Origin of the sequence: Halomonas elongata DSM 2581 (assembly GCF_000196875.2) — a bacterium.
GTDB classification, from domain to species: domain Bacteria; phylum Pseudomonadota; class Gammaproteobacteria; order Pseudomonadales; family Halomonadaceae; genus Halomonas; species Halomonas elongata.
Genome location: NC_014532.2, coordinates 2,771,180 through 2,784,888, shown reverse-complemented (window position 1 = coordinate 2,784,888; position 13,709 = coordinate 2,771,180). Strand labels below are relative to the sequence as shown.

Here is a 13,709-nt window from a genome sequence, read left to right as displayed (position 1 = left end):
CGGCAAAAAACGCCGCCCACCGGTATTCGGTGGGCGGCGTTTTCGTTGGTGGGGCCGAAAACGCGATCGCCCCGCGCGAGGCGGGGCGATCGGGCCTTGAAGGCATCAGCGCCGTAGCGCCGGGTGCCGATCAGACGCTCTTGGGTTCACTCATCAGTGCCTTGACCAGGCCGTAGCAGCCGACCAGCAGCACGATGGTGAAGGGCAGGCCAGTGGAGACGGAAGCCGTCTGCAGGGCCGTCAGGCCGCCGCCCAGCAGCAGGGCGATGGCGATGGCCCCTTCGATGATGGCCCAGAAGATGCGCTGCGGCTTGGGAGCGTCGACCTTGCCGCCGGCGGTGATCGAGTCGATCACCAGCGAACCCGAGTCGGAAGAGGTCACGAAGAACACGATGACCAGCACGATACCGACGAAGGAAGTGATGGAAGCAAGCGGCAACTGGCCGAGCATGGCGAACAGCTTGAGTTCGAGTGCGGCGTCCTGCACGCCCTCGAAGCCATTGCTGATGACCTGGTCGATGGCGGTGCCACCAAAGGCGGTCATCCACAGCACCGATACTATGGTCGGCACCAGCAGCACGGCGATCAGGAACTCGCGCACGGTACGGCCACGGCTGACCCGCGCGATGAACATGCCGACGAACGGTGACCAGGAAATCCACCAGGCCCAGTAGAAGGCGGTCCAGCCCTGGGAGAAGTTGGCGTCTTCACGGCCGAAGGGGTTCGACAGGGCCGGGAGCTCCATGATGTAGGCGCCCAGGTACTTGAAGAAGCCGGTGGCGATCAGCAGGGTCGGGCCGACGATGATCACGAACAGCAGCAACAGGAAGGCCAGCGCCATGTTGAGCTGCGAGAGGCGTTGCACGCCCTTGTCGACGCCGAGCAGGATCGAGCACATCGCCACGGCGGTGATGCCGACGATCAGCAGGATCATCGTCACGTTGCTTTCCGGCAGGCCGAACAGGTAACTGAGCCCTGCCGCCGCCTGGGAGGCGCCGAGACCCAGCGAGGTCGCCAGACCGAACAGAGTGGCGAAGACGGCGAGGATGTCGATCAGGTGCCCCGGCCAACCCCAGACGCGCTCACCCAGGATCGGGTAGAAGATCGAGCGCATGGTCAGCGGCAGGCCCTTGTTGAAGGCGAAGATCGCCAGCGCCAGGCCGACGACGGCGTAGGCCCCCCAGGGGTGCAGGCCCCAGTGGAAGATGGTGGCGGCCATGCCGAGTCTCAGGGCGCCGGCTTCATCGCCTGCGGCACCGCCGAGAGGCGCCCAGTCGGTTCGTACGCCATTCTCCATGCTGGTACCGCCCACGGCGGTGCCGAAGTGCGTCAGCGGCTCGGAGACGCCGTAGAACATCAGGCCGATGCCCATGCCGGCGGCGAACAGCATGGCAAACCAGCCTGCATAGCTGAAGTCCGGCGTAGCCTTGGCGCCGCCGATACGCACCTTGCCGAGTGGCGAGACGACCAGCGCCAGGCAGACCAGCACGAAAACGTTGCCACCGAGCAGGAAGACCCAGCTCAGGTTACTGGTCAAGAAACTGAAGATGGCATCGAAGACGGGTTCGATCTCGGATTGCAGTGCCAGGGTGATGATTACGAATACCAGGATCACCAAGGACGACACGGTGAAGACCTTGCCATGCAGGTCCACATCCAGGCCGAACTTGTTGGTGGTGATGTTGTCCTGACCAATGACGTAATCGGTATCGATGAGGTTGGCGGGTCCGTCCGGGGCGGGAATGCCCTCGGATCCCGCGTTGGCCTCTGGGGCTTTATCGTCGTTCGTCACGGGACTTCTCCTTGTTGGCGTCGATGAACGGGTGGGAAGCGAGCCTCAGTCGCGCGCTCGGGGCGCGAGGGCTTCCGACACCTCGGCATGAGTGGCGATGAGATAGCCGTCGGGCGAGGGACAGGCTCGACAACGGGAACCCGGCGGCGGCCGGTGGCTACCGACCACGTCGATGGGTTCCGCAAGTGCTGGATCCGTGGGCCTCATGATCCGCTTTAACATACGCAGTGCTCCTTTCTGGTACCCCGCCTGTCGAGTACACGACAAGTGTGGCCGTTTGATGATGATTGCGTCGGTCATCGTTTTCAACGGACTGTTTCGCCACGAATCGCAGCCTACCGTACACCATCTCATGCGCATCGTCTGCGTTTGGCAACACCTCAGGGCGGGAATAGCCATGTCATGTCGCGTTCATGATCGTTCGGGTGACCATGTCGAAGGGGAGGCACCGAAAGGCGCCTCCCCGATTCGTGTTCCACGCACTGTTGCCGCGGGATCAGGACTTGCGTTGCTTGCGCAGCGACTGGGTGACGCGGTCGAGGATCATGGCGAGGATGACCACTGCGATGCCGGCCTCGAAGCCGTCGCCGGGACGCAGGCGCTGGATGGCGCGCCAGACTTCGCTGCCCAGACCATCGGCGCCGATCATGGCCGCGATCACCACCATGGAGAGTGCCAGCATGATCGTCTGGTTGATGCCGGCCATGACCGTGGGCAGCGACATGGGAAGCTGGACCTTGATCAGCTTCTGGCTACGGGTGGCGCCATAGGCGTCGGCGGCTTCGACCAGCTCCACCGGCACCTGGCGGATGCCCAGGGTGGTGAAGCGGATGGCGGGCGGCATGGAGAAGATCACGGTAGCGAAGATCGCCGACACCGAGCCGATGCCGAAGAACGGAATCGCCGGAATCAGATAGACGAAGGCCGGCATGGTCTGCATGAAGTCCAGTATCGGCATGATGGTGCGATACAGACGTTCGGAGAGCGCAGCGGCGATGCCGACCGGCAAGGCGATGACCACTGCCACCAGGGTGGCGATCACCACCAGGGTCAGGGTCTCGATCATCGGATCCCAAAGACCCAGGTTCCAGATCAGCGCCAGGCCGGCAGCGGCACCGATGGCCAGGCGGGAGTTGGCCAGCCACCAGCACAAGGCCACGATGATCGCCAGCAGCGACCAGTCGGGCAGCCACATCAGCGCATCGTTGAGGCCATCGATACCGGTCTGCGTCACTCGGGAGATACCGCGGGTCACGATGGAGTATTCACTGGTCAACCAGTTCAGGGCACCCTCGATCCAGTCGCCCAGCGGAATACGCGGGATTTCGATAGCCATCAGTCTTCTCCTGCCTGTGCGAGTTCATCCAGGACGGCGCCCTTGACCACCACGCCCTGAAGCACCTTGTCGTCGTCCACCACGGCGATGGGGAAGCGGTTCTCGCTGAACATGGCGAACAGGTTGTGCAGCGGCTCTTCCCGCGTCACGCTGCGGAAGTCCTGGGTCATGGCCTCGGTGACCTTGTCCTTGCCCTGCTCCAGCGCTTCGCTGGCGGCGTCGGCATCGATCAGGCCGATCAGGCGGCGTTCACGGTCGAGGATGTAGATGGAGTCGAGGCTGTGCTCGCGCATCTTGCGCAGTGCGGTACGCGGTCCGTCGCTCTCGCGAACCGTGGAGCGCACCTTGCGCATGGCGCTCTCGGCGGTGAGGATGCGCGACTTATCGACGCCTTCGATGAAGCGCCGCACATAGTCGTCCGCCGGCTTGGTGAGAATCTCCTCGGGCGTGCCGATCTGCACTACTTCACCGTCCTTGAGCAGCACGATGCGATCACCGATGGTCAGCGCCTCGTCGAGATCGTGGGTGATGAAGACGGTGGTCTTCTGCATGCGGTGCTGCAGGGCCAGCAGTTCCTGCTGCATGTCGCCGCGGATCAGCGGGTCGAGTGCCGAGAAGGCCTCGTCCATCAGCAGCACGGTGGCGTCGTTGGCCAGGGCGCGTGCCAGGCCGACGCGCTGCTGCATGCCGCCGGAGAGCTGGTTGGGATAGGCGTCTTCCCAGCCGTCCAGGCCGACCTGCTTGAGGGCCTTGTCCGCTGCTTCCCGACGCGTTGCCATGTCGATGCCGCGCACTTCCAGGCCGAACTCGGCGTTCTGGCGCACGGTGCGGTTGGGGAAGAGGGCGAAGTTCTGGAACACCATGGAAAAATGGCGACGGCGGCATTCCAGCAGTTCCTTTTCCTTGAGATCGGGAATGTTCTCGCCGTCGATGACGATCTCGCCTTCGGTGGGCTCGATCAGCCGGTTGAGGCAGCGGATCAGGGTCGACTTGCCCGAACCGGAAAGCCCCATGATCACCAGAAGTTCACCCTCGTGAACATCGAAATCGATATTGGATAGGCCCAGGGTCTGGCCGGTCTTGTCGAGGATCTCGGGCCGCTTCAGGCCCTGGTCGCGCAACTCGAGCGCCTTCTTCGGCTGGCTGCCGAAGACCTTGCTGAGGTTGCGGACCCGAATCTTGACGTTTCGGTTGTCACTCATTGCTGTGCCTTAGTAGCCCCTGACCATGGCGCGCACGCCGTGGTCGGTGCCTGGTTGGGATGAGGGATCGCATCAGGATGCCAGACGGCAGTGTTGACGCGGCACGAGGCGGCATACCCTAGCGTTGCTTGAACGATGATTCAAATTCGCAGGGGACCCATGAACGCTCGGGAATAGCAGGATACGGCGCGCCTCCCATTGCCGGTGCCATCGGCAACAGCCGAAGGAGGCTACCGTTGGCAGCGTCATTGAGCAAGTCCGGGCCACCGCCGGATTCCCGGTGGACAGCGAGGATTCGGCTGATTTCGAGCCTGCTCAGAATTCGTGCAGCAGGTTGCCGGCGGCGTTCGGTGAGGCCGCGGGGGGAGGTTGTCGAGTTCTCGTTCATCGCTTGGATCCTGATCAGTGAGTGGAATGCCTGAAGAGCAAACCCTGAAAAGGATAGTCGATGGTGCAGGACGACGGGCCGGGTCGATCCGCGCGCCCGCCGAGCCAAGAGAGAAGCGAGCCTAGTCGCTACGTGTCAGGCGATACAGGCCGGCATCGGAAGCATCGTTGAGCAGCAGGAGCGAGCCGTCGCGAGCTTGATGGATATCGCGGATTCGGCCGATCTCGCCGTCGAGGATCACCTCGCGGGCCGTCACGTTGTCGCCTTCCAGCGCGAGCCGGACCAGCTTCTCGCTGGCGAGTCCGCCGGCCAGCAGGTTGCCTCGCCAGCCGGGAAAGGCATCGCCGGTGACTTCGCTCAGCCCGGAGGGTGCGAAGCGGCCCGCAAAGACATGCACGGGGTCGCGCATGCCCGGGGCGCTGTCCTCGCCGAGGGGCAGGTTGGTGGCGTAGTCGCGACCTCGGGTGACCTGTGGCCAGCCATAGTTGTCGCCGGCAACGATTCGGTTGAGTTCATCGCCGGTGCGGGGCCCATGTTCCGTCGACCAGGGCGTGCCATCCTCGGCAACGATCAGGCCCTGAGGGTTGCGGTTGCCCAGGCTGAAAATCGCGTCATCGACATCGGGATCGCCGACGAAGGGGTTGTCGTCGGGAATCCCGCCTTCGTCGGTCAGGCGCAGCAGGCTGCCGGCGTGATCGCCACCGTCCTGGGCGCGTTCGGCATCGACGCCGCGGTCGCCGATGCTCATCAGCAGGGTGCCGTCATCGAGCCAGGCCAGCCGCGAGCCATAGTGGCGTCCCGGTGCGGAAAAGCGATCCTGGGTGAAGAGGTGTTCGATGTCCTCGAGACGTTCACCTGCCAGCCTGGCGCGGGAGAGACTGGTGGCGGTGCCGCCGTCACCGGCCCGGCTCCAGGTGAAATAGATCCAGTCGTGCTCGCCGTCTCCGAACCGGGGGTGCAGCGAGACATCGAGCAGGCCACCCTGGCCGCGGGTCGAGACCTCCGGGACTCCTGTCACCCGGGTCTTTTCGCCCTCAGGGGTCACCAGTTGCAGCCGGCCTGGTCGCTCACTGACCAGGTAGCGTCCATCGGGCATCTCGGTCACGGCCCAGGGATGCTCCAGCCCCGTGGCCAGGCGTTCCAGGCGCAATTCGTGGTGTGCGGTGGCCACGTGTTCGATACGGGCATCGTCGGCCTGGGCCGAACCGAAAAACAATGTTGTCGTACTCAACAGCATGGCGGGCAACAGAGGCGTGCAGCGCATCCGATCCTCCTTGGCGTGAAGGCTGGCTCGCCATAGAGACTGCCGGTAAGGCGCCGTGTTCCCTTCCCGGTCGGTTCCCTACATCAATATCGCCAGCAATATGGGCAGATAGATCAGCGACAGCAGGGTCGAGCAGAACACCAGGCTGGCGACGTATTCCGGTTCGCGCCGGGAGCGCTGGGCGAACAGGTAGTTGAATACCGCGACCGGCATGCTCATCTGCAGGATCAGGATGCCATGCGCCATGGGCGGTAGCGCCAGCAGGCTGCCGATGCCCCAGGCGGCCAGGGCGGCCAGCGGGATGCGCAGCAGGCTGAAGCCGATGCCCGAGCGCAGGCTGCGGACCTGGATGCTGGCCAGCGAGACGCCCAGGGTGATCAGCATCAGGGGAACGGTGAAGCCGGAGATCAGGTCGACGCTGTTGGCCAGCCAGAGCGGCAGCTCGGTGTCGGTGAGCAGCAGCGTCAGGGCGATCAGGATGGCGTAGACCGTCGGCGTCTTGGCCAGCGACTTCAGTGGATTGCCGCGGCTGGCGAGCACCGTGCCCAGGGTGAACTGGAACAGCGACACGGTCACCATCACGGTGATACCGAAGGCGAAGCCCGACTCGCCGAAGGCGTAGAGCACTACCGGCAGCCCCATGTTGCCGGTGTTGGGGTACATCGACGGGGCCAGCATGACGCGCCAGTCCTTGCGCAGCAGGCGTGCCAGTATGAAGGACACGCCGGCCATGAGGGTGATCACCAGCGCGGCGGCCAGCATGGTGCGACCGAAGCTGCTGGCATCGATGTCGGCACCGGAGAGCGAGGCGATGACCAGGGCCGGCGTGCCGATGTTGAAGACCAGGCGGGTCACGAAGGCGACGGGATAATCGTGACCGAGGCGAATCCAGGTGAAGCCGAGGCCGGCACCGGCCAGAACGGGCGCCATCACGGCGAAGAGTTCGGCGAACAAGGTTCATCCTCCATGCGGCGGGTGTCGGGTGGGGCAGGAATCAGGCCGGGCCGGCCTGTGCCGCTCTGCTGGGCATTCGCGACGTGCGGGCGCGCTCGGCCTGGCGCTGCAACGACAGATCCAGGCGCTCCACCAGGCCGGCGAGCAGGGTACGACGTCGCTCGCTGAGCGATGGCTGGTCGTGCAGCGTCTCGATCAGAGCATCGCCGGCCCGGCGTACCTCGTCGGAGGCGTGCCCCTTGGCGCTGGCGGCATAGGCCCGGGCCAGCGCCGCGAAGAAATCCCGCTGTGCGCGGTGCAGTTCCGTGTTCGGCAGGTCGTCGAGCCGCCGACGCAACTGCAGGCAGGCGTAGCCGATGTCCAGGCCGGTCAGCCCCAGGGTGAACAGGTGCCGCTGGTCCTCGGGCAGCATGTCATCGTGCTTGGCCAGATGCAGCAGGCGGTCGGCCATGCTGCCGATGAAGCGGGTCTCCGCCTCGTGAATGGGGCGGTTCGGGAGATTCCGGAGGTCGCGGACGATAGCACCGACCAGACGCTTCTTGCGCAGGGTGGGGCCGAAACCGGGTATCAGCCGGAAGCCCGTCACCACCGTGGCCAGCCCGATCATCACGGCGATGGCCCGGTTGATGAAGCTGTCGAAGGAAAAATCCATGCCGTTGCCGGGCATGGTCAGCAGGATGTTGCCGATGGTGAAGGCCAGGCAGTAGCCCATCAGGCGTGGATTGGCGGCGCCCAGCAGCCCCAGGAACAGGGGAGGGAGAAAGATCATCGCCAGCATCGGGAAACCGCTGGCCTGGGAAAGCAGCACATGGCCGAACAGGAAGGCGCTGGGGATGGCTGCCAGCATGCCCTTGGCGAACATCATGCAGATCATGACGGGGTTGTCGCGGCTGGCGAAGAAGGCCGAGAACAGCGTGCCCAGCAGCATGGCCACCTGACCGTTGTTCCAGGCGGTGGCCATCCAGAAGCTGGCGAGAGTGGCGAAGATGATACCGGCACGCACGGCGTTCAGCCCCGCGGCCAGGTGATCGCGGTGCCAGGCCAGGGCACCGCCGCGCAGGCGCTTGCGTCCGGGTCGGGAAATGGCGTCGCGGGCGTCGAGCATCACCAGGGCATGGCCGAGCGCCTCGCGTAGCCCGATGATGACCCGCAACTGCAGCGGCGAGGCATTCTCGTCCGGGCATTCCAGGATGCGATGACGCAGGTCGTGCAGGCGGCGGTGCGCCTGACCGATACCGCTGGCTTCCGCAGACAGGCGAAATCCCTCGGCGATCTCGTCGGCCAGCTCGTGGATGGCGGGGTCGAGCCGGTCGCCGTAGTGGTGCAGGAGTTGCTGCAGGGCGTGCAGGGTCGCCATCAGGCGTAGCGTATGGCGTGTCAGCACATGGCTGGCGCGGATGCGCCCGGCGCCTTCGGGGCCCTCGTAGCGGGCGGCCTGGCTGTCGATCTCGAGCTGGGTGAGCGGCTCCAGGCTGCCGGTGAGGGTGGTCTGCAGTTCACCGAGATCGGAGGAGTCCGTCAGCCGGCGTGCGGCGTGCTGGAAGGCCTGGTTGACGACCGCGTCGGCCTGCTGACCGAGGTGATCGCGGACCTTGATCGGCCACAGCAGCGAGCTGACCAGGGTGGCGCAGAGAGCGCCCAGCGCCAGTTCGGAGAGGCGTGCCACGGCGATGCCGAAGATGCCGCTGGGCTGGGAGGCCCCGATGACCACGATCAGCATGGCCGTGACGGCGCCCATGATGCAGCCATAGGAGGCATTGTTGCGCAGCAGGGAACTGCCGTAGGTGCACAGCATGATCCACAGTGTCAGGACCACCAGGGCGGGCACCGGGGCCTGGACGAACAGCGCCATGATGGCAATGCCGGCGGCGCAGCCGATCACCGTACCGACGATCTGGCTCAGGCCTTTTTCGACCACCATGCCGCTCATCGGTCGAATCTGCAGGAAGGCCGCCGAGATCAGCGCCCAGTAGGGGCGTTCCAGATCGCACCATAGCGCCACGTACAGCGCCAGCAGCATGGCCAGGGTTGCCTTGACGGCGAACTGGACGGCCTGCTTGCTGGGGGTCAGGTAGGCTTGCAGCCAGGGCGACATGCGCCGTTACTCCGCGTTCTCGATGATGCGTACGGTGGCCGTCATGCCGGCACTGAGGGTGACCTCCTCGGGGATCTCGTCGAGCTCGATGCGCACCGGGATGCGCTGGGCGAGCCTGACCCAACTGAAGGTGGGCTGTACCTGCGGCAGCAACTGGTTGTCGGTCGAGGTGTTGCTGTCGGCGATGCCGCGTCCGATGCTGGCGACATGACCCTCCAGCTCGACATCGCCGCTCATCAGGATGACGCGTGCCGGATCGCCGACCCGGATGTGCGGCGTCTTGGTCTCCTCGAAATAACCGGTGACGTAGAAGGAATCGGCCTTGACCAGCGCCATCACCGGGGTGCCGGTGTTGACGTAATTGCCTTCGGCCAGTTGCAGATTGAGGACATGGCCGGCGGCGGGCGCCTGGACGGTGGTACGTTCAAGGTCGATCTGTGCGCTGTTCAGCGCGCTCTTCGCCTGTCCCAACTGGGCGGAGGCGACACGACTGTTGATCTGCGCCGTCTCCTGACTCTCGGCGCTGATCGCCTGACGGCTCAGGCGGTTACGGCGCGAGGCTTCGTGCTGGCTCAACTCCAGCTCGGCCTGACGTTGCTGGACCACGGCCTTGGCCTTCTCCAGAGCGGCCTGATAGCGGGTATCGTCGATGCGGAACAAGAGATCGCCCTTGGCGACCTGCTGATTGTCGGTGATCGGCAGGTCGACGACCCGTCCCGAAACGTCCGGGGCGATGGTGATGACATCGGCGCGAACCCGGCCATCGCGTGTCCAGGGCGTGTAGAGGTAGTAGTGCCAGAGCCACAGGCCGGCGGCGATGGCCAGGACCACGATGGCCAGGGTGACGAGGCTGCGGAGGAAGGTTCGCATCATGTTCAGAGAATCTCCACGGACGCGGAGGCCAGATAGGCGATGGCGGCGGTACAGACGACGAACAGGGCGGTGTCGAACCAGGCTTCGAACCAGGGCCGCATCGAGCCGACCAGTCGGTGCAAGACGACACGGATCAGCAATGCCGAGGTAAACCCGAGCAGGGCGTACAGCAGCATGGGGGAAAGATAGATCCCACCGAAGGCGATTTCACGAAGGCCCATGGCCGCCCCTGTATCAGTCGCTAGCGAAGTACCTCATGGTAGCAATTTCCGGCGGCGCGGGCACGACGGACTCTCGGGTACGGCTTGAACGGGGGAGGAAGCGTCAGCTGGCGTGCCGCTGGGTACTGTGCTGCCATTCGGCGGGACGCGCACCGCGCAGGAAATCGAGCAGCGCCGATATCTTGCGCGGCTGGTGACCGTGCGCATAGAGCAGGTTGACCGGCGTGGGCGGGATTTGCCAGTCGGGCAGACAGCGTTCGAGCTGACCGGGGTGTGCCGCGTTGCGTCGCTCGGCCATCCAGTTGGGCATCACGCCGAGACCCTGGCCACGCGCGATGGCATCGGACTGCAGCACCAGCCGATTGACCCGCAGGCGCGATCCGGGCGGGCGGATATCGACCTGGCCGTGGTGCGGATGACGCAATACCAGGCCGTGCTCGGCTTCGCCGAGCAGATCGATCCAGTCATGGCGTTCCAACTCGTGGGGATGTGTCGGGCGACCGTGCCTGGCCAGGTACTCGGGGTGCGCGTAGAGCCCGCACGACAACAGTGCCAGGGGCTCCTGGCGCAGGCCGACCTCGCCGGTTTCGCCGAACCAGACCACGACCGACTGCGGATCCAGGCGTTCGGGCAGGTTCTCGCGGATCATCAGGCTGACATGCACGCCGGGATGGCGCTGCATGAAGGTTTCGATGGCCAGGGCAATCCAGGAACGTCCGAGGGCGTCGTGCACCTCGAGGGTCAATTCGCCGCTGATCTCTTCGCGCAACTCTTCCAGTGCCTTGTGTCCCTGATCCGCCAGGTCGAGGATGCGCAGGCAATAGTCATGGAAGACACGGCCGGCCTCGGTGGGCAGCAAGCGGTTGGATTGGCGACGCATCAGCGGCTGGCCGAGGCGCGATTCGAGCTGCTGCAGGCGGCGGCTCAGGGTCGATTTCGCCACGCCCAACCGGCGAGCGCTGAGTGTCAGGCTGCCGCTGTCCATGACGTCGGCGAAGGCGACCAGTTCATCGGCATCGTGCATGGTGGCGGCCCCGGCATCGGAAATTAGCAGGCTATTGTGCCAGATCATCATGCAGATAAAAATCATTGTTGTTTGTGTTGGGCCTCGAGGCGCAAACGTCGAGACATGATGAGGCATGAAAAAGCCCCGGCAGAGCCGGGGCACAGGAGGATCGAAACGCATCGTCTCGGAGAAGGGACGACGTCAGAAATCCACGGTCAGTCCCAGGTTGACCTGGCGGCCGTCCAGCACCACGCCGTAGTCGTCGGAAGTGACTTCCTTGTCGGCGATGTTGTAGATGCCGGCCTTGACGCGGGCATTGTCGTTGAGGGCATAGACCAGGCCGGCATCGACGAAGCCATAGCCTGGCGTGCCGTCGCCCATGCTGTTGCGGCTCAGGTAGTCGCTGGTCTTGCCGCGGTAATTGCCCTGCACCCAGAGGTCGAGGCTCTTGCTGGCCGCCCAGTCCAGCGCGACGTTGACCATGTGCTTGGGGGTCTTGTTCAGCGGCTCGCCCTCGAACTCGCCGCTCTTCTGCTCGGACTCGGTGTAGGTGTAGCTGGAGCTCAGCCCCAGGCGCGGCGTGATGTCGTAGTCGAGCGTCAGCTCCGCGCCCTGCATTTCGGCTTCGGCGATATTGCGATAGGTGCTCACGAAGTAGTAATCGGTACCGGCGTAGTTGCACTCCCGATAGGAAGGATCGGAGAAACCTTCGCTGGGCCCCTGGCAGAGCCGCTCCTCGGCGATCTTGTCATCGAACTTGGTGTGGAAGAGCATCGCGCTGGCGGTGAAATCGTTCTGCGCGTTGTCGAACACGAAGCCCAGCTCGTAGTTGGTGCTGGTCTCCGGATCCAGATTCTCGTTGCCGATGATCACGGCGCTGCCGCGGCCGGTCGGACGTCCGAATCCTTCGGTGGCGGCCGCCAGGCCGGGCTGTTTGTAGCCGGTGGAGACGCCGCCCTTGAGGGTCCACTGCGGATCGAGATGGTAGTTGGCATAGACGCGCGGCGAGAAATGGCCACCGAAATTTTCGTCGTCGTCGTAACGCAGGCCGGTGGTCACGTTGAGGTCGTCAGTGACGCTCCACTCCATCTCGACGAACAGCGCGCCGATCCAGCGGTCGACATTGCTCACGGCGCCGGGTACGTCGGCGTCCAGCAGGCCGTTGGTTTCGTCGGTGAAATCCTCCAGCTTGTACTGACCGCCGAAGGTCAGCATGTGGTCGCCCCAGAAGTAGGTGTTCTGGTTGTTGAAGGTGGTGACTTTCTCGCGCTTCTCGTCGTCGGTGTCCAGTACGCGTTCGGAAACGTCGTGGCGCAGGTAGGTGTCGGTCAGCAGGGCGCCGTAGCTGCCCTTGTGGCCGAGCGTGTAGACGTCCTTGTCGTAGCGGCTGGTGTTCGAGGTATTGGGATTCCCGCGGGCATCGAGCAGGCCGATGCTCTTGCCCGGCGTGTGGGTGTATTCCTTGGTCGACGAGGTGTAGCCCAGGGTGTACTCGTTCCGGTCATCGGGGGTCAGGGTGAATTCCGCGCCGCCCTGGCGGGTATCGCTATCGGGGGTGCTCTCGGCGTTGTCGGACCCGCCGATGAGGTCGCTTTCCTCGGTGCCGATCCAGCTGCCGTGCACCCTGACGCCCAGCAGTCCCTCGATCAGCGGGCCGCCGGTGACGAAGCTGACCTGCTGGCCATCGTTGTTGATGTCGTTGAGGGAGTGGGTGTACTCGGTGGTCACCGAGCCCGACCACTCATCCGTGGTCTTCTTGGTGATGATATTGATGACCCCGCCCATGGCGCTGGAACCGTACAGCGAGGACATGGGCCCGCGAATCACCTCGACGCGGTCGATCATCGAGATCGGCGGCAGGCCGATCTGCTTGCCGCCGTCGCTGCCGTTGGTGTTGACCGAGCGGCCGTCGGAGATCGGGCGACCGTCGACCAGGTAGAGCGTGTAGCTGCTGTCCATGCCGCGGATGCTGATGTCCTTGGAGCCACCCCCTCCAGTGACATAGACACCAGGAATGTTGTCCATCGCGTCGGTGATGTCGGAGTAGGACTGCTTGTTCAATTCCTCGCCGCTGATCACCGAGATGCTGGCCGGTGCGTCGGAAAGCACCTGTTCGTAACCCGACGCCGTGACCACCACCGGTTCCAGTTCGGCGGTTTCATCGGCCAGCGCCGTGGTGCTGGCGCAAGCGATGCCGAAGGCCAGCGCCGTACGGGCGAAGGGAAGAGGGGACGAATCCTGCATGTTCCTAGCTCCTTGCTCTGGGGAAACACTGCCGAATTGCCGGGGCGAGTAAATCGCCGAGCCATCACCGCCATCCCTGGCAGCCATTCTGCAGGCCCGTTCTGTCGACGGTTCACATTTGCTTCTGGCGAAGCCGGGCGCGGCTCAGGGAAACGCGCATCCAACCGACTGTCATGCTCGGCATTCTTTTGACATCTGCCTTGCGCTTCAGCGGCGACACGCGACTCTTTATCAGCATTTCCCCAGGATATGGTGGGGTATCGATCTCGTTGCGTTATTTTGATGGCTGCCTGACAGGGCGTGCTTCATCGACTAAAAACGATAAAGATTCGCA

General features: G+C 64.4%; 10 protein-coding genes. All 10 read right to left on the bottom strand.

What is annotated here, in order from left to right:
- Positions 1 to 130: 130 nt before the first annotated feature.
- Entirely contained in the window at positions 131 to 1,792 is a 1,662-nt protein-coding gene (locus tag HELO_RS13005) for a BCCT family transporter (protein ID WP_013333114.1), read from the bottom strand.
- A gap of 496 nt (positions 1,793 to 2,288) precedes the next feature.
- Positions 2,289 to 3,122, bottom strand: coding sequence for an ABC transporter permease (locus HELO_RS13000; RefSeq protein ID WP_041602609.1), 834 nt, complete (start codon positions 3,120 to 3,122; stop codon positions 2,289 to 2,291).
- 5 nt (positions 3,123 to 3,127) lie between these two features.
- Entirely contained in the window at positions 3,128 to 4,330 is a 1,203-nt protein-coding gene (locus tag HELO_RS12995) for a quaternary amine ABC transporter ATP-binding protein (protein WP_013333112.1), read from the bottom strand.
- 509 nt (positions 4,331 to 4,839) lie between these two features.
- Complete coding sequence (locus HELO_RS12990) at positions 4,840 to 5,982, bottom strand: PQQ-dependent sugar dehydrogenase (RefSeq protein ID WP_013333111.1); 1,143 nt, start codon at positions 5,980 to 5,982, stop codon at positions 4,840 to 4,842.
- Positions 5,983 to 6,060: 78 nt separating this feature from the next.
- Complete coding sequence (locus tag HELO_RS12985; protein ID WP_013333110.1) at positions 6,061 to 6,936, bottom strand: AEC family transporter; 876 nt, start codon at positions 6,934 to 6,936, stop codon at positions 6,061 to 6,063.
- A 40-nt stretch (positions 6,937 to 6,976) separates the two neighbouring features.
- Positions 6,977 to 9,031, bottom strand: coding sequence for an FUSC family protein (locus HELO_RS12980; protein WP_013333109.1), 2,055 nt, complete (start codon positions 9,029 to 9,031; stop codon positions 6,977 to 6,979).
- Positions 9,032 to 9,037: 6 nt separating this feature from the next.
- Positions 9,038 to 9,901 carry an efflux RND transporter periplasmic adaptor subunit gene (locus tag HELO_RS12975; protein WP_041602608.1) on the bottom strand — a complete coding sequence of 288 codons (864 nt, stop codon included), beginning with the start codon at positions 9,899 to 9,901 and terminating at the stop codon, positions 9,038 to 9,040.
- 5 nt (positions 9,902 to 9,906) lie between these two features.
- Complete coding sequence (locus HELO_RS12970) at positions 9,907 to 10,125, bottom strand: DUF1656 domain-containing protein (RefSeq protein WP_013333107.1); 219 nt, start codon at positions 10,123 to 10,125, stop codon at positions 9,907 to 9,909.
- 103 nt (positions 10,126 to 10,228) lie between these two features.
- The gene (locus tag HELO_RS12965; protein WP_225884778.1) at positions 10,229 to 11,200 is read right to left on the bottom strand and encodes a LysR family transcriptional regulator; all 972 of its coding nucleotides are present in this window, start codon (positions 11,198 to 11,200) and stop codon (positions 10,229 to 10,231) included.
- Positions 11,201 to 11,332: 132 nt separating this feature from the next.
- Entirely contained in the window at positions 11,333 to 13,375 is a 2,043-nt protein-coding gene (locus HELO_RS12960) for a TonB-dependent receptor domain-containing protein (RefSeq protein ID WP_013333105.1), read from the bottom strand.
- Between the last annotated feature and the right edge of the window lie 334 nt (positions 13,376 to 13,709).